Raw genomic sequence first — 20,963 nt, 5'->3', positions numbered from 1 at the left:
GGACGCTCACCGTAAATCAGCATTAGAAAACCTATAAATCGGAGGGAACCATGTCCAAGAATACGTTTTCTGTCGCTTTGGGAGCCCTGCTCGCCGCCGGCACGGCGCTGGCGTCCTTTTCGGCGCTGGCCGCCGGGGAGAAGATCGTCGTCAGCTTCCAGAACCTGTCGGAACCGTTCGTCATCGCGATGAACCGCGCCCTTCAGGCCGAGGCCAAGGTGCTGGACGTCAACCTGTCGGTCGTCGATGCGCAGAGCAACTCGCCCAAACAGTCGGCCGACCTTGCCAACGCCGTGGTGCAGGGCGCCAAGGGCGTCATCGTCGCCCCCAACGACGCCAAGGCGCTGGCCCCGGCCATCGACGACCTGATCGCGGAGAAGATTCCGGTGGTCACGGTGGACCGCCGGGTCGAGGGCACCTCCAAGCCGGTCGCCCATGTCGGCGCCGACAATGTCGCCGGCGGCCGCACGCTGGCCAACTGGGTGGTCAAGACCTTCCCCAACGGCGCCCGCATCGTTCATCTCAGCGGCCAGCCGGGCAGCAGCTCCGCCATTGACCGGGCCAAGGGATTCCGGGACGGCATCGCCGCCGCCGGCCCGCGGTATCAGCTCATCGCCGACCAGACCGCCAACTGGAAGCGGGCCGAGGGGCTGACCGTCACCGAAGGCATCCTGACCGCCAACGCCAGCAACCCGCCGGACGTGATCGTCGCCTCCAACGACGACATGGCGCTGGGCGCGCTGGAGGCGGTGCGGTCGGTCGGCGGCGGCAAGGCCAAGACGCTGGTCATCGGCTTCGACGCGCTGCCGGAGACACTGGGCAAGATCCGCGCCGGCGAGATCTCGGGGACCGTGGAGCAGAGCCCGAGCACCCAGATCCGCACGGCGCTGAACACCCTGGTCGATCACATCCGCAAGGGCACCGAGCTGAAGAGCCTGTCGCTGGAGCCGACGTTGATCACCAAGGACAATCTCGACAAGGCCGACCGCATCGCCGAAGTGAAGTAAGTCCGGACGGGGGCCGCGCAGGCGAATATCGAGCCGCCCGCGCGCGCCCTTGCAGTCCAAACCTTCTCCATTTGGGAGGCCGGTGATGGGTCAGACCATCCTTAAGGCGGCGGACATCCGGAAGGTCTTTCCCGGCGTCGTCGCCCTCGACGGTGTCCGGCTCGAGGTCGCGCAGGGCGAGGTTCACGCCTTGCTCGGCGAGAACGGCGCCGGAAAATCAACCTTCCTGAAAATCCTGGCCGGGGCGCAGCCCAGCGATGGGGGCAACATGCTGTTCAACGGACAGCCGCTCGACCCCGCCGACACGCCGATCGTGCGCCAGCGGCTGGGCATCGTCACGATTTACCAGGAATTCAACCTGCTCCCGGCGATGACCATCGCCGAGAACATGTATCTGGGCCGCGAGCCGCTGCGCCGCAATGGCCTGATCGACTGGCGGCGGATGTACCGCGACGCCCAGACGGTCATCGACGAGCTCGGCCTCGACCTCGACCCCCGGATGCCGGTACGCGTGTTGAGCGTGGCCGAACAGCAGATGGTCGAAATCTCCAAGGCGCTAACGATGAACGCCCGGCTCATCATCATGGATGAACCGACGGCGGCTTTGAGCGGCAAGGAGGTCGACAAACTCCACGAGATCATCCACGGCCTACGCGCCAAGGGCATCAGCATCATTTACGTCACCCACCGCCTGATCGAGGTGACGGCGGTGTGCGACCGCTTCACCGTGTTCCGTGATGGCCGCTACGTCGACACCCGCGCGGTGGCGGAATCGACGGTGCAGGACATGGTCCGCCTGATGGTGGGCCGCGACGTCGAATTCCAGCGTCGTCGCGACCGTTTCGCCGGGGAACGGGTGATGCTGGAGGTGCGCGGCGTCTCGCGCGCGGGCAGCGCCACCGACCCGCACGCCTGCGTGCTGTCCGACCTGTCGGTGCAGGTGCGGGCGGGTGAGATCGTCGGTTTCGCCGGTCTGGTCGGGGCCGGGCGGACAGAACTGGCGCGCGTGATCTTCGGGGCCGACGGCTGTGACAGCGGCGTCATCCTGGTCGATGGCCGCACCGCGTCCATCCGCACCCCGAGCGACGCCATCGCGGCTGGGATCGCCCTGGTCCCGGAGGACCGCAAGCAGCAGGGGTGCTTCCTGCCCCATTCCATCCGTCACAACATGTCATTGCCCAGCCTGAAGCGGCTGTCGAAATGGAAGTTCTTCGTCGATGAGGCGGGCGAACGGGCGCTGATCGCCGATTACACCCGCAAGCTGGGCATCCGGATGGCGAACGACGGGGTCGCCATCGGCACCCTGTCGGGCGGCAACCAGCAAAAGGTTCTGCTGGCCCGTTGCATGGCCCTGAACCCCAAGGTGCTGATCGTGGACGAACCCACGCGCGGCATCGACATCGGGGCCAAGGCGGAGGTGCATCAGGTGCTGTTCGAAATGGCCAAGGCCGGGGTGGCGGTGATCGTCATCTCCTCCGAACTGCCCGAGGTTATGGCGGTCAGCGACCGCATCATCACCTTCCGCGAAGGCCGCATCACTGGCAGCCTGCCCGCCGAGGACGCCACAGAAGAAGAGCTGATGAGCCTGATGGCGCTGGGTGGCTCCGCCACCGTTGGCCATGCCGCTGGCCACGCCGCCGCTCCGAACGGCTCAGGCGCCGGCGCGCACAGCCACGCGGTGCACTGACATGAAGGACCAGACCATGACTTCCGCCGCAACCACCTCTCCGTTGGCGACCCAGCCGCCGAAAAAGCCGCGCGGCTTCGACATCGTCCAATTCCTGGAAAAATACGGCGTCCTGCTGTTCCTGATCTTCCTGTGCGTCGCCTTCGGCATCAGCAGCCCGAATTTCCTGTCGGTGCGCAACGTCACCAACATTCTGACCGAGGTGTCGATCTACGGCATCGTCGCCGTCGGCATGACCTGCGTCATCCTGACCGGCGGCGTCGATCTGGCCGTCGGCTCTGTCCTGGCCTTTGGCGCGCTGGCCGGGGCCTGGGTGGTCACCAATGTCGGGGCCGGAGCCTTTTTCGGCATGGGCTTCCTGGTGGCGCTCATCATCTCCTGCGCCATCGGCACGCTGACCGGCTACATCCACGGCAAAACGATCACGCTGTTCAACGTTCCTCCCTTCATCGTCACGCTGGGCGGGATGACCATCTGGCGCGGGGCCACCCTGCTGATGAACGACGGCGCGCCCATCGCCGGTTTTGACGCCGGATACCGCTGGTGGGGCCGGGGCGACGTGCTGGGCGTCCCGGTTCCGGTTCTGGTGTTATTCGCCGTCGCGGCGGCGGGCTATGTCGTGTTGCGCTACACCCGCTATGGCCGTCAGATCTATGCCGTCGGCGGCAACCCGGAAGCCGCCCGCCTGACCGGCATCAACGTGCCGCGCGTCCTGGTGTCGGTCTACGTCATCGTCGGCTTCCTCGCCGGTCTGGCCGGCTTCCTGCTGTCGGCCCGTCTGGGCTCGGCGGAGGCCATCGCCGGCACCTCCTACGAGCTGCGCATCATCGCGTCGGTGGTCATCGGCGGCACCAGCCTGTTCGGCGGCATGGGCGGCATCGGCGGGACCATGATCGGCGCGCTGTTGATCGGCGTGCTGCTGAACGGGTTGGTGATGATGAACGTCTCGCCCTATTTCCAGCAGATCGTCATGGGCGTCATCATCGTGCTGGCCGTGGCCTTCGACACCTACGCCAAAATGCGACGCGGCAAGCGCTGATCCCACCCAGGACCATGGAAAGCCATTCATCATGAACACCCTGAATGTCGGGTTGGTGGGCAGTGGTTTCATGGGCCGCGCCCACGCCCAGGCCTTCCGCGCCGTCGGCGGCCTCTATGACCTGCCTCTGCCCCCCGTGCTCGACCTGTTGTCGGAGCGGGACGAGGCGACGGCGGCCCAGGCGGCGCGCGCCTTGGGGTTCCAGCGCCACACCGGGGATTGGCGGGCGCTGGTCGCCGATCCGGCGGTGGATGTGGTGGCGATCGCCACGCCCAACCGCCTGCACGCCCCCATCGCGCTGGCGGCGATCGAGGCGGGTAAGCACGTGTATTGCGAAAAGCCGCTGGCGACCACGCTGGCCGACGCCCGCGCCATGGCGGCGGCGGCCGACGCGCACGGCGTGGTGACGCTGGTCGGCTTCAACTATCTGAAAAACCCGATGATCGCGTTGGCCCGCGAGATCGTGGACAGCGGGGAGATCGGGGCGATCACCGGCTTTCGCGGCATCCACGCCGAAGATTTCATGGCCGACCCCGCCCACCCCTTCACCTGGCGGTGCGAGGCCGACAACGCCGGGGGCGCCCTGGCCGACATCGGCAGCCACATCCTGTCGCTCGCCCGCCATCTGGTTGGCGATGTCGCGGCGGTGTCGGGGCATCTGCACACCGTGCACAACCGCCGCCCGGTCGCTCCCGGCGCCGCCGAAACCCGCGCGGTGGCGGTGGACGATCAGGCCCACGCGTTGCTTGAGTTCGCCAACGGGGCCACCGGCACGGTGACGGCCAGTTGGATTGCGCAGGGCCGCAAGATGCAGTTGGCCTTCGAGCTGGTCGGCGCCAAGGGGTCGATCGCCTTCACCCAGGAACGCTTCAACGAGCTGAAGCTCTACACCGTTGGCGGGCCGCACGGACGTCAGGGCTTCCGCACCATCGAAGCCGGGCCGGAGCATGGCGACTACGCCGCCTTCTGCCCGGCCCCCGGCCACCAGATCGGCTTTGGCGACCTCAAGACCATCGAGGTCAAGGGGCTGGTCGAGGCGATCGGCGCGCACAAGGCCGGGCGAAAGGCCGCCGCCTACCCGGATTTCCGCGACGCCTGTGCCATCGAACAGATCGCCGAAGCCATCCACATCTCCACCCGCGAACGGCGGTGGATCGCGGTGGACAGCGTGTGACCGGCCCACTTTCCTGTCCTTGTGTCATCCCCCTCGGTTCATCGACGCCTTTTCCCCTCAGGAGTGCTTCCCATGGTTCGTTTCGCCGTCATCGGCTGTGGCCGCATCGGCCGCATGCACGCCCGCAACATCAAGGCGCACCCGCGCGCCGACGTGACGGTCGTCTATGACGTGGCCGCCGCCGCCGCGCAGGAGACCGCCGCCGCTGTCGGCTGCGCGGTGGCCGCCACGGTGGACGAGGCGCTGGCCAACCCGGCGGTGGATGCCGTCTTCATCGCCTCCTCCACCGACACCCATGTCGATCTGATCGCGCAGGGAGCCAAGGCGGGCAAGCCGGTGCTGTGCGAAAAGCCGATCGATCTCGACATGGGCCGGGTAGAGGCCTGCTGGGCCGAAATCGCGCCGCTGAACCCGCTGGTGATGATCGGTTTCAACCGCCGGTTCGACCCGTCTTTCAAGGCGGTGCGCGACCGCATCCAGGCCGGGGAGATCGGGCGTCTGGAACAGGTCGTCATCACCAGCCGCGACCCCTCGCCGCCGCCCGCCAGCTACGTCAAGAAGTCGGGCGGTCTGTTCCGCGACATGACCATCCATGATTTCGACATGGCCCGCTATCTGGCCGGCGACATCGTGGAAGTCCAGGCGATGGGGGCCAACCTGATCGACCCCGCCATCGGTGAGGAGGGCGACATCGACGCCGCCATGCTGGTGCTGCGCGCCGCCTCCGGCGCGTTGGTCCACATCAACAACAGCCGCCGCAGCGTCTACGGTTACGATCAGCGCATCGAAGCCTTCGGCGCCACCGGCATGTTGCAGGCGCAGAACCGCCGCGCCACCACGGTGGAAGCCTGGGGGGCCGCCCGCACCGGAGCGATGGATCCCGTTCTGGATTTCTTCATAGAACGCTACCAGGACGCCTATCTGGCCGAGATCGACCATTTCGTCGATTGCGTCGAAAACGGCGCCGCCCCGCTGTCCAGCTTCAAGGAAGGCCGCGAGGCCCAGCGTCTGGCAGAAGCCGCGCTGCTGTCGCTGCGCGCCGGCGCTGTGGTTCGCGTCGCCGACGTCGGTGTTTCCTGACCGTTGTCGCCCGCCGGTTGCCTGTCCCACGGGCGACCGGCCCTTCCCCTGCGGCGTGACCAGCACCACCCCTGTCTTCGTCCGGGCGCGCGGGTCGGGGGACGGCGCGCGCCATCATCAGCCGCCCACCCCAACCTCCGCCGGGAGCGCCATCCCATGTCACACCCTGCCAGCGCGTCGCCGTACGGGACGGTGGGCGCGTTCGCCCACCTGACCATCCGCACCAAGATGGCGGTCAGCGCCGTCAGCCTGTTGACCATTCTGGCCGGTTTGTCGGGCGGCAGCGTCGCCGTGCTGGGTCGCATCGACGGGCAGGTGTCGGCTTTTGCCGAGCGGGTGAACGGGGTGACGCTGGCGCAGGAGATCGACCGGGGCGTGCTCGATCTGCGGCGGTTGGCGCGGGAGTTCGTGTTGACCGGGACGGAGCCGGTGGCCAACGCCGCCCAAGCCGCCGCCGTGGCGCTGCGTCAACGCCTGACCGACGCCGGTTTTCCCAGCGGCGACGGCGTGCAGGGCCATCTCGACGCCTATGGCAAAGCCCTGTCGGAGTTGACGGAGGGCAAGCGCGAGCAGGTGCGGATGATCCGTGAGGTGCTGGATCCCTCCGGCGCGATGATGCTCGACCGCTTCCAGGAGATCCGGCAAGCCGCCGCCAAGGACGGCGATCCCGACATCCAGCGCCTGGCCGGGGACGGGACCGAACGGCTGCTGCTGGCCTGGCTCAACACCACCCGGACCCTGAGCTGGGTCGATCTGGGAAAGGCTGAATCCGCCGCCGCCGCCGAACGCCGCTTTGGCGATCTGATCGTCACGCTCGACCCGCTGGTCGAGAAGACCAAGGGGCGCGACTATTACGGCCCGGTCCGGCAAATTCGCACGCTCGCCCGCGCCTACCACAACGCCTTCAAGCGCGCGGTGGAGATCGAGGCGCAGTTGGGCGCGATGGAGGCGGCGGAACAGGCGGCGGGGCAGGCCATGGTCGCGGACGCCGCCGCCCTGCGCGAGGAGGGGTTGCGGGAAGAGCGCGCCGTCGCCGCCGACACGCAAGAGCTGATTTCCACCACCCAGAGCGTCATTCTGCTCGTCTCGCTGGCCGGGGTGGCGTTGGGCGGGTTGCTGACGGTGCTGGTCGCGCGGGCTGTTGCGCGCCCGGTCATCCGCATGACCGACGCGATGCGGCGCTTGGCGGCGGGCGACACCGACATCGTCATCCCCGGTATGGGCCGCCGGGATGAGGTCGGGGCGATGGCCGAGGCGGTGGACGTGTTCAAGCGCGCGGCCATCGACAGCGCTCACCGCGCCGAACAGAGCCGGATCGACGAGGCGGCGCGGGCCGAGCGGGCCGCCCGGCTGGAAGCGCTGATGCGCGGCTTCGAAGACCAGATCACCGACGTGGTCGCGGCGCTCGACGAGTCCGCCGGACGGATGCAGCAGGCGTCGGCCAGCCTGTCCGCCGCCTCGGCCACCACCAGCCGGGAAAGCGTGGCGGTAACCGAGGCCTTCGCCCAGGCGAGCGGCAACGTGCGCAGCGTGGCGGCGGCGGCGGGGGATCTGACCCTGTCCATCGGCGAGATCGCCCGGCAGGTGGAGCAGGCGACGGCGGTGGCGGACCGCGCGGTGGCCGAAACCGATCACTCCATCGCCCTGATCGCCGATCTCGCGCACTCCATCGGCCGGATCGACGAGGTGACGGCCCTCATCACCGCGATCACCAAGCAAACCAACCTGCTGGCGCTCAACGCCACCATCGAGGCCGCCCGCGCCGGAGAGGCCGGCAAGGGCTTTGCCGTGGTTGCGGGGGAGGTCAAATCGCTGGCCGAGCAGACCGGGCGCGCCACCGATGACATCGCGCGCCAGATCGCCAGCATCCAAACCGCCAGCCGGTCGGCGGTGGCCGCCATCGAAGGAATCGGCGCGGTCATCCGCGACGTGTCGCGCATTTCCGCCGCCATCGCGGCCGCCATCGAACAGCAGGGGGCGGCCACCACCCGTATCGCTCACAGCGCCGACGCCCTGTCCGACGGAACCGCCGACGTCGGCCGCCGCATCGACCGCGTCACCGGGGCGGCCACCGACAGCGCCGCCGCCGCCGCCTTGGTCGGCCGCGAGGCCGACGGGTTGAGCCAGGAAAGCCAACGCCTGCGCTGCGAGGTGGAGGGCTTTCTGTCAGGGGTGAAGATCGCATAATTCCTTGTTTCCCATCGTCTATTGTGTCGAACCCGTTCACGGCGCGTCACTCGCGCGCGAAGCTTGGTTCCACCGGTGGGAACATTTATTCTAAACGTATCCGCGCCGCCGCGCGCCCCATCGACAGGCCGGTCCCGCCCCATGGAGCCAAACACCGACGCGCCGACGAGCTTCACCGCTCTCCAGGCCGCCATCGCCCAACGGCAGAACAGCCTCAGTCCGCGCCTGCGCCAGATCGCGGAGTATGCCCTGTCGAACCCCAACGACATGGCGCTGGAAACCGTGGCTCAGATTGCGGAACGGGCGGGCGTCCAGCCATCGGCCCTGATCCGCTTTTCCAAAACGCTGGGGTTCGACGGATTCACGGAGATGCAGCGCGTCTTCCGTACCCGCCTGACCGACAACCAACTCAACTACAAGGACCGGATCCGCGCTTTGTCGGATGGCGGTGGTCTCTCCGATTCATCGCGCGTGCTGGAGCATTTCATCAATGCCGGCGCCCAGGCGCTGGAGGAACTGCGGCGGGAGATCGATCCCGCGGCTCTGGACCAGGCCATCGATCGGATGGAACAGGCTGACCACATCTATGTGATGGGGCAGCGCCGCTCCTTTCCGGTCGCTGCCTATCTGGGGTACGCGCTCGGACGGCTTGGGCGGCGGACCATCCTGCTGGACGGGCTGGGCGGAATGCTGCGCCAGCAGGTGCAAGCGATCGGCGACCGCGACCTGCTGGTTGCCGTCAGTTTCAAACCCTACTCCGACGATACCGTCGAGGTCTGCCGGCTGGCCGCCGGAAACGGCGTGCCGGTGGTGGGCATCACCGATGGAACGCTTAGTCCGATTGCTCCGCTGGCCGGGGTGACGCTGAAGGTCGAGGATGCCCAGGTCAAAGGCTTCCGATCCCTGACCGCGACCATGTGTCTGGCGGTCGGGCTGATCGTCGCCCTGGGCCAGCGTCTGGACCGCGACAAGCCCGGACGGTGACCGGAATGCGCTCCTCCCGTCCCCGACGATTGAAACGTCCATGCCTTTCACAGAAAAACAGGATCCTGCCATGAGCAAACTGTTGCTGCGCAACCACTCGCCCGACACGACGGGGCGGGTTCATCATGTGACCCCGGACTCCGCCGGCTGGACGCATGTCGGCTTCGACCTTTACCGGCTGCGCCCCGGCCAGACGGCGCGCGGAGGAACCGGCGGCCGCGAGGTCTGTCTGGTTCTCGTCGCCGGCCGCGGCAGTGCGACCGCCGGCCGGGAAAGCTGGCCCGAGATCGGCGACCGGATGAGTCCCTTTGAAGACAAGCGGCCTTATTCGATCTATGTGCCGCAAGGCGAGGACTGGAGCGTGACGGCGACGACTCCGCTCGAACTGGCGGTATGCAGCGCGCCGGGAGGTGACGGCGGACATCCGGTCCGGCTGATCCGGCCGGAGGACGTCCGCGCCTCAGTCCGTGGCAAGGGCGCCAACACCCGGCACGTTTTCGATATTCTGCCGGACCAGGAACCGGCGGACAGCCTGTTGGTGGTCGAGGTCATCACACCGCCCGGCCATTGGTCGAGCTATCCGCCGCACAAGCACGACGTCGATTCGGGCTCCTCGGAAACCCAGTTGGAGGAGACCTACTATCACCGTCTCGATCCACCGCAGGGCTTTGCCTTCCAGCGAGTCTACACCGACGACCGCTCGCTCGACGAGGCGATGGCGGTCGAGGACGGCGATCTGGTCATGGTTCCTCGGGGCTATCATCCGGTTGGCGCCGCCCACGGCTACACCGGCTATTACCTGAACGTGATGGCCGGCCCGCGCCGGGCCTGGCATTTCAATACCGCGCCGGAGCATCGCTGGCTTCTGGGGTGACCGTTGCCGGCTTCGTCGGAGGCCACGCATCCTTCAGGAATCGCGGCCTCCGGAAAAGCTGGTTATCACGACTTAATTCTACTGTGTCATAAAGCTGGAATGGGACAGCGGTTCGTTGTAGTAAGAGGATTCATGCTTCGTTCAGAGAGGCGGTATGGATCCCCTTGGCACCGCAGGCGGCATCGAATCACGGTTCGCGGCGTATGTCGAGGGCCTGTCTCCGGCTTTGGGTCACGCTGATCGCGCGGCGCCGTTTCGTGCCTATTGCACCGGATTGATCCTTCCAGGCGACCGCAAGAGTGTCGAGCCGATGGCCGCGCGGGTGGAGCCGGGACGTGTCGGCGCCGCCCATCAGTCCTTGCACCATTTTGTTGCCAAGGCGGCCTGGGAGGATGCGGCTGTGCTGGCCGGGGTGCGCGATCTGGTTTTGCCGGCGCTGTTGGAACGCGGCCCGATCCGCGCCTGGATCATCGACGACACCGGCATGCCGAAGAAGGGGCGCCATTCCGTTGGCGTGACGCGCCAGTACTGCGGCCAAATCGGCAAGCAGGACAATTGCCAAGTCGCCGTTTCGCTGTCGCTGGCAACCGACCACGCCAGCCTTCCCGTCGCCTTCCGGCTTTACCTGCCGGAGACATGGGCCGGCGACGTGGAGCGCCGGGCGCAGACCGGCGTCCCGGACGGGGTCCTCTTCCAGACCAAGCCGGCCATCGCGCTGGACCAGATCCGCACGGCCATGGCGGCGGGTCTGCCGCCGGGCGTGGTCCTGATGGACGCGGGCTACGGCAACGACACCGCCCTGCGCGAAGGCGTGACCGTGCTTGGGCTGACTTACATCGCCGGAGTCCAGTCCTCGCTGACCGTCTGGCCGCCCGGTGTGGAACCACTGCCGCCCAAACCGTGGAGCGGCAAGGGGCGGCCGCCGAAGCTCCTGCGCCGCGCCCCTGGACATGAACCGATCTCGGTAAAGGCTCTGGCCGAAGGGTTGGCGCCGGAGGCTTGGCGCTCCGTTACCTGGCGGGAAGGCACGAACGCGCCGCTGGCCTCCCGTTTCGCCGCCGTTCGCGTTCACGCCGCGCACCGCGACGAGGAGCGGGCGGTGCGTCGCCCGAAGGAGTGGCTGCTGATCGAATGGCCCGAGGATGAAGAGAAGCCGACCAAGTACTGGTTGTCGACGCTGCCGGAGACAATATCGCTCGACGCCTTGGTGGAGACCGCCAAGTTGCGGTGGCGCATCGAACGCGATTACCTCGAACTCAAGCAGGAGCTCGGCCTTGGCCATTATGAGGGCCGGGGCTGGCGCGGCTTCCACCATCACGCGACGCTGTGCATCGCCGCCTACGGATTCCTGATCAGGGAACGGGCGGCGATTCCCCCCTCAGGACCACCTCCCTCCGGGCGCCTCCAAGCTCCTGACCTTCCCGAAAGCTTCCGACCCCGCGGGGCCGCCGCCCCGCCCTGAGCGACACATCCCGACGTCCATCGCCACCCTGCGCATCGCAATCGCCAGAATGCTCGCCAGGACCCTTCAGCGATGTCCATGCTGCCATCAATTACGAACTTTACGACATAGTAGAACTAGGGCCTGTTGACATTCATCGTGTTACCAAGACGGTAGCGACGAGGTTAATGGCAGCGGCGAAGCTTGTATCAGTTTTGTCGTATCGTGTGGCGATGCGTCGGAATTCTTTGATTTTGCAGAAGAAGTTCTCGACCAGATGGCGCCATTTGTACATCTCGGCGTCGTGGGGAATCGGGGGAGATCGGTTGGCCTTGGACGGAATGACGGCGACCGCGCCTCGCTCGGCGATCAAGATACGGATGGCGTTGCTGTCGAAGGCTTTGTCAGCCAGCAAGGCGGAGAATTCGATGCCGTCCAGCACCGGTTCGACGCCGACGCTGTCATGTCGCTGGCCCGGCAGCAGGATGAAGCGCCCAAGGTTCCCCAACGCATCGACGACGGCCAGGATCTTGGTCGTCAGCCCGCCACGAGAGCGACCGATGGCCTGAGCCTGAGTCCCCCCCTTGCGCCGGTACCGTGCTGATGCACCCGGACAATCGTGCCATCAATGATCGCGTACTCGAAGTCCGCGTCGCTCGATAAAGCGGCGAAGACCTCGTCGAAGACACCGGCCTTGGCCCATCGGCGATAGCGCTGGAACACCGAGTTCCAATTGCCGAACGCTGCGGGCAAGTCCCGCCAGGGCGCTCCAACGCGGACGATCCACAGGACCGCCTCCAAAAACAGGCGATTGTCCGCTGCCGAGCGGCCAGGGTCACCCACTTTGCCGGGAAGAAGCGGCGCTATCCGCTCCCACTGATCATCTCGCAATACAATCCGATCCAAGGCCACCTCCCTTTTGGTAGCCTTGAATCAAATTTCTGTGACCACAGGAAGCCCCTTCTCAACGCGAATGTCAACAGGCCCTAGTACTACAGCCGGTCCTTATCGGTTTGGGTGCGTCGTTTCCAATGGGAGCGCCGTGCTCGCTGTTGGTGGCGTCTTCGCCAGATGGACCAATCGATAATGGCGGTGGGTGGCGCGGGGGGCCGGCCGATCAAGGCGACCAGGAGGGTGCGGATCTCGGGCACGGTCAAGGGCAGAAGATCGGCGGACAGGTCGAGTTGATCCTCTCCCCCCGATGGCCGCCGTGCGCACGACGGTGAGAAAGGCCAGGGCCAGCATGGCCAAGGTGACGTGGCGGTGCCAGCCGGTCCACGAGCGCACCTCGTACTGGTCGAGCCCGACCTCGCCCTTCGCCGCCTCGAAGCAGGACTCGATGGTCCAGCGCGACCCGGCGACCCGGACCAATGTGGCGACCGGCGTGCCTTCCGGGGCGAAGGTCAGATAGTAGGTGAGTTTGTCCGGCTCGGCGATGGAGCGGCGCACCAGCAGACCGCGGCACCAGCCCTCGCGCAGGGAAGCGTAGGTTTTGTGCGCCCAGTCGTAGAGGCGTGGCCCCTTGGCTCCGTCGCCAGCACTCAACCGCTGCCAGTCGGTGGCGGTGAAGCCGGTCGTCCGCTCCTTGACCGTATCGAAGCCCATGGGCGCGCGCTGTTTGCTGGTGATCGCCAGCACGTAGCCCAGCGGTTGGCGCTCCAGCCATAGCCGCAGCGCGTAGTCCCCGCCGTAGACGGAGTCGGCGGTCACCCAGCGGCAGGGCAGGCCGGCTGCCACGGCGCGCTCCAGCATCGCCCGCCCCAGTTTCGGCTTGGTGGCGAAGCCGACGGCGTTGGGGACGCCGGCCATCCGTCGGCGTTCGTCGTTGCCAGCCCAGTCCTCGGGCAGATAGAGAGCGCGGTCGACCAGCACCCGGCCGCGTCGGCTGGCGTAGCCGAGGAAGACGCCGATCTGGCAGTTTTCGATACGTCCGGCGGTGCCGGAATACTGCCGCTTCACCCCGACCGAGCGGGTGCCCTTCTTGACGAAGCCGGTTTCATCGAGGACCAGCACGGCCTCATCGTCGCTCAACCGTTCGATGACATAGGCCTGGAGGTCGTCGCGGACGGCGTCGGCATCCCAACGGGTCCGGGCCAGGAAATCCTGCATCGCCGCCGGCGAGCAATCCCCGGCGGCTTCGGCCAACTGCCAGCCATTCTTGCGATCCAGCGGCGCCAAAAGACCTCTCACGTAACGCAGAGCCCGTTGGCGACCGGCCGCGCTGTAGAAGGACCTCAATCCGCCGACCAGCCCTTCCAGGGCATCGGACCATTCCGCCGCTTCCGTCATCTCGGTCATGCTCGGACCCTCCAGTCGGTTCCAAGCTCAACAGGCCGCCCGGCCGCATATTCCGTCTTTCGCGACCGGCTGTAGTACTAATTCATAACTCCGGCTGTCTCACAGTCGTTGACACGTTCCGGGCATGCCCAGGCACGGCCGATGGGTGGGGACCACCGCTCGCGTCTGGGCGATCACCGTGAGGCGGTTCTGACGCTGCTCGCCCACCAACCCGACCTGACGCTGGAGGAGATCCGCACCGAACTGAGCACCCGTCATGGCGTGAGCGTCAGCATCGGCACGGTGTGGCGCTTTCTCAAAGCCCAGAACCTCACGCTCAAAAAAACTAGGACGGCAAGCGTTGCTGGCTGTTGAACCTTCGAGAGGCGATTGCTCTGGAGGGAGTTATGGCGCGGCGCGTCTGTCGGGTTCGCCAAGGTTCGGAACGTGTCTTGGTGCCGGAATGTCAGGATTGTCCGGAGTGCGGATTGCGGATGCGCATCCGCTATGAGAACCGCCGAACAGTGCTGACGCTGAGCGGGTTTGAGCGGCTTCGGCTGAAGATCCAATGGTGCGAGAACCCGGCGTGCGCCCGCCACCACCGAGCCTATCGGCCGGAGGCGGAAGGGCAACTCACTCTGCCGCATCATGAGTTCGGGCTTGACGTGATTGCGCTGATCGGGTCCTTGCGCCATCGCGAGCATCGCAGCGTGCCGGAGATCCACGTCACCCTGCGCGAGCGCGGGCTGCTGATCAGCGAGCGTAGCGTCACCAATCTGCTCGACCGTTACGATGAACTGGTTGCCACCGTCCTGGATGCGCCAAACCGGGCGGCGGTGGCTGCGCAGGGCCGCGTCATCCTGGCGCTGGACGGCTTGTGCATATTTCGGCGGAAAGCACCCAGCGGGAACGGCGGAAAGCGCCCGGGCAGAACGGTGAAAGCGCCCAGCCGTTTCGGTGAATTCGCCCACCCGTAGGAGTGGTGGTATCGGGGTCCGAACCAGCCTTTGGCATCCCCATGATCTTTCCACGGCACAGGCCAAGGAGGATCGGGATGCCCCGAGCGAGGTCGGACATGCGGCGGATCAGAGAAGTCCTTCGTCTGCGGGATGAGTTTGGCGCCAGCCAACGGCAGATTGCCGATGCCTGCCGGCTGCCGCGCAGCACCGTGCGCGATTACCTGGAGCGGCTACGGGCCTCCGGGCTGCAGTACGCGGATGTGCTGGGCTGGACGGACGTCGAGCTGGAGGAGCGGCTGTTCCCGCCTCCGGTCACGTCGGCGCGCCCGGTGCCCGACTGGCGGCACATCAGCCGGGAACTCGGCCGCCGTGGCGTAACGCTGCGGCTGCTGTGGGAGGAATACCTGGAGGTCCATCCCGGCGGCTATCGCTACACCCAATTCGTCCAGCATTTCCGGGCATGGCAGGGTGCTCATGCCGAGCCGCGTCTGCGCCGGGAACATCGGCCGGGGGCGGCGATCGAGGTTGATTACGCTGGGATGACGCTGACCGTCGGGCTCGGCGCTGAGGCGCGGCAGGCCCAGGTGTTTGTCGCCTGCCTGCCGTATTCGGGCTACGTCTATGCCGAGGCGACCTGGACCCAGCAGGCGGAGGAGTGGCTGGCCTCCCACGCCCGGCTGTTCGAACATCTGGGCGGCGTGCCGGGCAAGCTGGTGCCGGATAACCTCAAGGTCGGCGTCAGCCACGCCTCCTTCTACGATCCGGCGATCAACCCGGCTTATCACGATCTCGCCCGGCACTACCGCACCGCCGTCCTGCCGGCCCGGGTGCGGCGCCCGCGCGACAAGCCCAGCGCCGAGAACGGCGTGCAGCAGGTCGAGCGGCGGGTGCTGGCCCCGCTGCGCGATACGCCCTTCGCCACGCTGGACGCCGCCAACGCGGCCTTGCGCGACAAGCTGGCCACCCTCAATGCCGCTCCCTTGAGCCGCCGGCCGCAGGACACGCGCGCCGGCCTGTTCGCCGCCGAGGAGCAGCCGACCCTGCGCCCCTTGCCGCCGGACCGCTTCGTGCCGGGCACCTGGGCGCGCCACAAGGTCCCGCCCGACTATCATCTCGCTCTCGACGGCGGCGTCTACTCGGTGCCCCACACGCTGATCGGCAAGACGGTCGACGTGCACAGCACCGCCGGCGTGATCAGCGTCTTCCTGCGCGGCAAGCGGATGGCCTGCCATGTCCGCCGGCAGGACGGCGCCACCGTGACGCTGGACGCCCATCGCCCCGCCAACCACCGGGCCGTCGCCCGCTTCACCCCCGATGCCATCCAGACCGAACTGGCCGCCATCGGCCCGGCCGCCGCGCTGCTGTTCGAACGCATCCTGGCCGGCGCCGATCACCCCGAACAGGCGGTGCGGGCCGGGATCGGCCTGATCCGCTTGGCGGCCACCCACGGCACCAGCCGGCTGGAGCAAGCCTGCCAGGCGGCGCTGGAGGCCAACGTCGGATCCTACCGCTACGTCCAGCGCTGGTTGACCGCTCCCCCGGCCACAACGGCGGACGCGGCCGGTGCCGGCGAGCACACCAATCTGCGCGGCCCTTCCTACTATCACTGACGGAGATACGATGATGAAGCACGTCAACCACGAGCGGCTGCGCCAGTTGCGGCTGTACGGCATGGCCAAGGGGTTGGAGGCGCTGGAACGCCTGCCCGATCGCGGCCAACTGGCCTTCGACGAGCAGTTGGGCACGCTGATCGAGCGGGAAGCGGCAGAGCGCGCCAACACCGCACTCGCCAGCCGACTGAAACGTGCCCGGCTGCGCCAGACGGCCTGCCTGGAGGACCTCGACCTGCGCACCCCGCGTGGGCTCGATCGCGGTGTTGTGCGCGAGCTGGCCACCGGGCGCTGGGTGAAGGAGAACCGGCCGGTTCTGATCACCGGCCCGACCGGGATCGGCAAGACCTGGCTGGCCTGTGCACTCGGCAACCAGGCGGCGCGGGAAGGCCACAGCGTACTCTACACCCGGCTGACCCGCCTGCTGGACGATCTGGCCACCGCCCGCCTGGACGGTTCGCTCGCCCGGCTGCTGCGACGGATCGCCCGGCTCGACCTGCTGATCCTGGATGACTGGGCGATGACCGAGCTGACCGCGCCTCAGCGCCTGGACCTGATGGAGGTGATCGATGACCGCCACGACCGGGCCGCAACCATGCTGGCCACCCAAGTTCCCGTGGCCAACTGGCATCGGCTCATCGGCGATGCCACCTACGCCGACGCCATCCTCGACCGCCTCGTGCATCGGGCCTACCGCATCGACCTGCATGGCGACTCCATGCGCCGCACCAAGGCCGATGCCGCCAGCGAAACCCCCGACACCTAAGGCCGGTGCTTGGCAACCAAACCCACAACCTTCATAACGTAAATCCAGGGTTCGGCCCCGGCTCCCACCAGCTTGCAATTCGGGTGGGCGCTTTCGCCGAAACGGTGGGCGCTTTCAACCGAAACGCCTGGGCGAATTCGCCGAAATACGCAGGCTTGCAGCCGGACGTCGGGCATGAGGTGCTTTGGGTGATCCGCGATTGCTTGTCGGGACGGGTCCTGCTGGCCCGCCCGCTGCTCTCGGCGGCCCAGGCCGACCTCGCAGGGCTGTTGCGGGAAGTGATTGCGGCGCTGCCCGTGCCGGTGACCGGGGTGGTGAGCGACGGCCAGCATTCCATCCGGCGTGCGGTGGCCGAGGCGTTGCCCGGCGTACCGCATCAATTGTGCCAGTTCCATTACCTGCGCGAGGCGGCGCGCCCCCTCTTCGAGGCCGACCGCCACGCCAAGAAGGAACTCAAGAAAACCGTGCGCGGGGTGCGGCCGATCGAGCGCTGGAGCGAAGGGCACGAGGACGGCGGCGCGCCGGTGGTTGCCGGCTACTGTGCCGCCGTGCGTTCGGCGCTTACCGACGACGGCCGCCCACCGCTGGCCGCCCCTGGCCTGAAACTGAAGGGCCGGTTGGAGGCGATTGCCGGCAGTCTCGACAGGGTCAAGAAAAAGGGGGGCTGAGCAAACCGCTGCGGCGGTTGCGCGACCTGTTGCGGCAGGGCTTGGAGCGCACCGCGGCGCTGTGGCCGGACGTGCGCGAAACCCACCGCTGGCTGCACGCGGCAGCCCATATCCTGGGCAACGCCGCCGACCATCCCGCCACTGTGGTGCAGGCCCGCTACGACCGCTTGATCGCCACATGGAGCACACGGCGCGGCCGGGCCGGCGGCCTGACCGCGGCCGTCGATCACTTCGTGAAGGTCACCGCCAGCTACCGGCCCGGTCTCTTCCACTGCTACGCCGTGCCGGACCTGCCGCGCACCAACAACGATCTCGAACATCTGTTCGGCTGTCATCGCCATCATGAGCGACGGGCCACCGGGCGCAAAGTCGCATCGCCGTCCTTGGTGCTCCGCGGCTCCGTACGCATCGTGGCCGCCACCGCAACCCGCATCGCTCCCTTCACAGCCCGCGATCTCGCAACCGACCAAGCACGATGGCTCAAACTCCGCAGCACACTGGAAACGCGACGCCAAGCCCGGGGCAGCCGAACACGCTTTCGACGCGATCAGGATACCTACCTCGCAGTTCTCGAGGACCGAGCATGCCAGCAACGCTTGCCGTCCTAGGTTTTTTAACGCTGTAGCCGCGCTTGATCAGGAAACGCGATAGCGAGGCAGGGTGAACCATAATCTTACGCTCGGCTTTCAGCTTGGCCGCCAGTTCAGGCATCGTGATGTCACCCTGCTTCTCCACCAAGCCGATCAAGTACTCCGCATGCGGCGCCAGCTTGCCGCCACCTGGCGGGCGCCCTTGCCGGGCCGGCTCCAGCGAACCGGTTGCCGCCATCCGCTGGGCAAGCCGCACACTCGTGCTCGCGCTGACACCGAACCGGAGGGCCGCCGAACGACGCGAGCCACCTTGCTCAATCTCCCCATAAATCCGGACGCGAAGGTCCGATGAATAGCTCCGCCCCATGATCCACCTCCAAATACGGTGAATTACGACGCTTAACCAAATGCAACTCCCGATTCACATTTCAGGTACGATGCTCTAATTATCCGGGCGGGCGATTTTTGACAAAATAGTGGATGGTGCCGCTACGCAGGATCACGGGGTAGCCCAGCAGCGCAGGCTCTCCAGTTTCTTCATGCCGGTAGGCCATGGTTCTGGGAGCGACGTAGATCGCCACCCAGGCCGGCAGGCGAGCGGACAGCTTGCGCAGCACCTCCATGTCGGGGAAGGTCGCCCGGCGCACATCCTGAAACGGCCGGCGGTCGATGAAGGAGGGCGAAATGCCGGTAAGCCCCTCAGTGCGGACGTAGGTCCATGCAGGATAGCCGCCAAGCAGCGCCGGCGCCGGTCTCTCGACCGGCGGCAGGAGGAGGGACACCTGATACTGGCACGTGACCTTGGGTTCATCGCATTCGCCGCCATGGATGCGCCAAGCGGTCCGCGTGCTGGTGTAACGTGTCTGCATCAGACCGCCGGGCCGATATCCCCTGAACTGACTCTCTTCCTTCTCCAGCCGATAGTCTGGAGGCAGCGCGACCTCGGCCAGGACGGCGGCCAGCTCACGCTGCACCATCTCGTTCAGTTTCCGCCAGGCCTCCTCCTCCGTGGCGGCTTCCCCGCGTGGCATCCAGATCAGCAGTTGGGAATAGCGGGAGGCGTCTTCGGGAGCGGGGCCTGAGAAGAAGAGGCTGGCGAAGCCAAGAGCACCGGCCGCGACCGAGGTGAAGCCCGGCGGCGGGCTGAGATAGTTCAGCCCTCCGAACATGGCGGCGGCAGGAAGATTGGCGCCTCCTCCCGGTGCTTGGCCCGCGACCGGAGCGTCGGCGTCCCTCAGCCCGAGCAGATCGGCGGCCCGGACGAGCTGCAGTGCCTCCGACTCCAAGGGATCCCGCGGTTGAAGTGCCGTGCGTTCGGTCGCACAGCCGCCCAAGCCTATGGCGGCTGACAAGGCAAGCCGGCCGGTGGCGCGGCGGAGCCGTGCCATGGCATTCCCACTGAAGATGTTCATTGCGCTCTACCAGTCAATTGAACGATACGCCTGGGTCCGGCCAGCCAAACCGCTGCGCCTGCGCCCCGGGGTCCATGGAATCGAACGGCGCTTCAGCCGCCGGGACGACCATAAAGGCCGGCATGTCCCGGAACACCCTGGTCATTTCCAACATCCCTTTGCTGCTTCAGGCGCAAACCACCCGCAGGGGCGGCGCCGGCCTGCGGCGTTTCCCGTCTAACCTGTAGGATCATACGGGGTTTCCCCCTATTTCCGGAAGGAATTTGGTCGTCAGGGCAGGGGCTCGCCCGAAGCCGCCGGCAGACCCGATCGCGGCGATCGGTTTCACGATGGAGCGGTACGGGAAGATGCGGTCCGGCCTGGGACCCATCATCGGATCGGGTGGCCGGGCGTCGGTGGTCCTGAACCGGCGCCGGGCGCTGTCGTTCTTGATGATCCGGCGGCTGTCGTGAGAGGGGTACATGGCCACATCGCCGACATGCTGGCGGCGATCAGCTGGCCGGCACTGGCCCAGCCGGCTCCTCGATCTCCACCGCAACCGCCAGCAGGTCGATGTCTAGGCCCTGCGCCTGGTGCCCGCTGTCCGGCGGCGACGGCGCGGCTCTGCCCTGGGCAATCCGCTCACCAGCATGCCGGAGGCGATCATAATTTTCGCGCATCCGGCGATGCGCGCGGTAGAATTCTCCCGTGTAGGGGTGTCGCGAAAGGGAGCAGGTACTGTGCTGGAAACGCTCTGGTTTCGGGAGGCGTTGGAGTTCGCCAAGATCCTCCACCACGGCCAAGTCGACAAGGCCGGCGCTCCCTATTGGATGCATCTGGAACGGGTCGCCCGCCGTCTGGTGGAGCGGTTCCCCGATGCGACGAAGGCCCAGCTTCAGGCTGCTCTGCTCCATGATGCGATCGAGGATGCCGGCGTGACCGCGGATGATCTCCATGGCGCGGGCATCGAGGAGGAAGCCATCGCCGCCATCCAACTGGTAAGCCGGAACCTGGATCCTGACGGACCCTACCTGGACTGGATCAAGCGGATCGTCGCAACCGGCAACGTCACGGCGATCCGTGTCAAGCTGGCCGACAACCTGGATAACAGTGATCCCGCCCGCGTCGCTGCACTCGCCGCAGGGACTCGAATGGTCGCCGAGAAATACGCACCGGCAAGGGCGATCCTAGCCGGGAAAATTCATGAGGGTTGGCGGGTGTAGCGGCAT

Annotated in this window: 15 protein-coding genes and 4 pseudogenes; 15 read left to right on the top strand and 4 right to left on the bottom strand. The window is 66.9% G+C overall.

From position 1 onward, the window contains the following. Positions 1-50 precede the first annotated feature (50 nt). From AZL_RS21865 to AZL_RS21825, 9 genes are all read left to right on the top strand, one after another. Positions 51-1,007, top strand: a complete 957-nt coding sequence (locus AZL_RS21865; protein ID WP_012976630.1) for a substrate-binding domain-containing protein — start codon at positions 51-53, stop codon at positions 1,005-1,007. 85 nt (positions 1,008-1,092) lie between these two features. Next, the gene (locus AZL_RS21860) at positions 1,093-2,694 is read left to right on the top strand and encodes a sugar ABC transporter ATP-binding protein (RefSeq protein WP_042444992.1); all 1,602 of its coding nucleotides are present in this window, start codon (positions 1,093-1,095) and stop codon (positions 2,692-2,694) included. Positions 2,695-2,710: 16 nt separating this feature from the next. Next, positions 2,711-3,733 carry an ABC transporter permease gene (locus AZL_RS21855; protein WP_012976628.1) on the top strand — a complete coding sequence of 341 codons (1,023 nt, stop codon included), beginning with the start codon at positions 2,711-2,713 and terminating at the stop codon, positions 3,731-3,733. A gap of 31 nt (positions 3,734-3,764) precedes the next feature. Continuing rightward, positions 3,765-4,907: a Gfo/Idh/MocA family protein gene (locus AZL_RS21850; protein WP_012976627.1), complete on the top strand. Its 1,143-nt coding sequence runs from the start codon at positions 3,765-3,767 to the stop codon at positions 4,905-4,907. A gap of 72 nt (positions 4,908-4,979) precedes the next feature. Continuing rightward, positions 4,980-5,987 carry an inositol 2-dehydrogenase gene (iolG, locus tag AZL_RS21845; protein ID WP_012976626.1) on the top strand — a complete coding sequence of 336 codons (1,008 nt, stop codon included), beginning with the start codon at positions 4,980-4,982 and terminating at the stop codon, positions 5,985-5,987. A 156-nt stretch (positions 5,988-6,143) separates the two neighbouring features. After that, entirely contained in the window at positions 6,144-8,174 is a 2,031-nt protein-coding gene (locus tag AZL_RS37540) for a methyl-accepting chemotaxis protein (protein ID WP_012976625.1), read from the top strand. Positions 8,175-8,315: 141 nt separating this feature from the next. Next, positions 8,316-9,158, top strand: coding sequence for a MurR/RpiR family transcriptional regulator (locus AZL_RS21835; RefSeq protein WP_012976624.1), 843 nt, complete (start codon positions 8,316-8,318; stop codon positions 9,156-9,158). Between the two features lie 70 nt (positions 9,159-9,228). Further along, positions 9,229-10,032 carry a 5-deoxy-glucuronate isomerase gene (gene iolB / locus AZL_RS21830; RefSeq protein WP_012976623.1) on the top strand — a complete coding sequence of 268 codons (804 nt, stop codon included), beginning with the start codon at positions 9,229-9,231 and terminating at the stop codon, positions 10,030-10,032. Positions 10,033-10,186: 154 nt separating this feature from the next. Then, on the top strand, positions 10,187-11,494 hold the full coding sequence (locus AZL_RS21825; RefSeq protein WP_012976622.1) for an IS701-like element ISAzs1 family transposase: 1,308 nt from the start codon (positions 10,187-10,189) through the stop codon (positions 11,492-11,494). Positions 11,495-11,627: 133 nt separating this feature from the next. On the opposite strand, the pseudogene AZL_RS34610 reads toward AZL_RS21825, so the two are convergent. Further along, positions 11,628-12,316 (bottom strand): annotated as a pseudogene (locus AZL_RS34610) (IS5 family transposase). A gap of 162 nt (positions 12,317-12,478) precedes the next feature. After that, positions 12,479-13,771, bottom strand: a complete 1,293-nt coding sequence (locus AZL_RS21810; RefSeq protein ID WP_012975478.1) for an IS701-like element ISAzs6 family transposase — start codon at positions 13,769-13,771, stop codon at positions 12,479-12,481. Positions 13,772-13,885: 114 nt separating this feature from the next. Here AZL_RS21810 and AZL_RS21805 point away from each other — a divergent pair. From AZL_RS21805 to AZL_RS35750, 5 genes and pseudogenes are all read left to right on the top strand, one after another. Continuing rightward, positions 13,886-14,110 (top strand): annotated as a pseudogene (locus AZL_RS21805) (winged helix-turn-helix domain-containing protein); the annotation flags it as partial. A gap of 134 nt (positions 14,111-14,244) precedes the next feature. Further along, a pseudogene (locus AZL_RS35755) lies at positions 14,245-14,628 on the top strand (ISNCY family transposase); the annotation flags it as partial. A gap of 176 nt (positions 14,629-14,804) precedes the next feature. Further along, positions 14,805-16,319: an IS21-like element ISAzs2 family transposase gene (gene istA, locus AZL_RS21795; protein WP_012973785.1), complete on the top strand. Its 1,515-nt coding sequence runs from the start codon at positions 14,805-14,807 to the stop codon at positions 16,317-16,319. A 10-nt stretch (positions 16,320-16,329) separates the two neighbouring features. Continuing rightward, entirely contained in the window at positions 16,330-17,085 is a 756-nt protein-coding gene (gene istB / locus AZL_RS21790; protein ID WP_012972684.1) for an IS21-like element ISAzs2 family helper ATPase IstB, read from the top strand. Positions 17,086-17,237: 152 nt separating this feature from the next. Further along, a pseudogene (locus AZL_RS35750) lies at positions 17,238-18,361 on the top strand (ISNCY family transposase); the annotation flags it as partial. A gap of 428 nt (positions 18,362-18,789) precedes the next feature. Here AZL_RS35750 and AZL_RS21775 read toward each other — a convergent pair. Beyond that, positions 18,790-19,755 carry a hypothetical protein gene (locus tag AZL_RS21775; protein ID WP_012976616.1) on the bottom strand — a complete coding sequence of 322 codons (966 nt, stop codon included), beginning with the start codon at positions 19,753-19,755 and terminating at the stop codon, positions 18,790-18,792. Between the two features lie 13 nt (positions 19,756-19,768). Further along, the gene (locus AZL_RS37425) at positions 19,769-19,900 is read right to left on the bottom strand and encodes a hypothetical protein (protein ID WP_256373236.1); all 132 of its coding nucleotides are present in this window, start codon (positions 19,898-19,900) and stop codon (positions 19,769-19,771) included. Between the two features lie 574 nt (positions 19,901-20,474). Between AZL_RS37425 and AZL_RS21765 the strand changes: the two genes are divergently transcribed. After that, the gene (locus AZL_RS21765; protein WP_012976615.1) at positions 20,475-20,957 is read left to right on the top strand and encodes an HD domain-containing protein; all 483 of its coding nucleotides are present in this window, start codon (positions 20,475-20,477) and stop codon (positions 20,955-20,957) included. Positions 20,958-20,963 lie beyond the last annotated feature (6 nt).

Origin of the sequence: Azospirillum sp. B510 (genome assembly GCF_000010725.1) — a bacterium.
GTDB lineage: Bacteria > Pseudomonadota > Alphaproteobacteria > Azospirillales > Azospirillaceae > Azospirillum > Azospirillum lipoferum_B.
The sequence above is the reverse complement of the archived record's forward strand: the minus strand, read 5'-3'. Positions and strand labels throughout refer to the sequence as shown.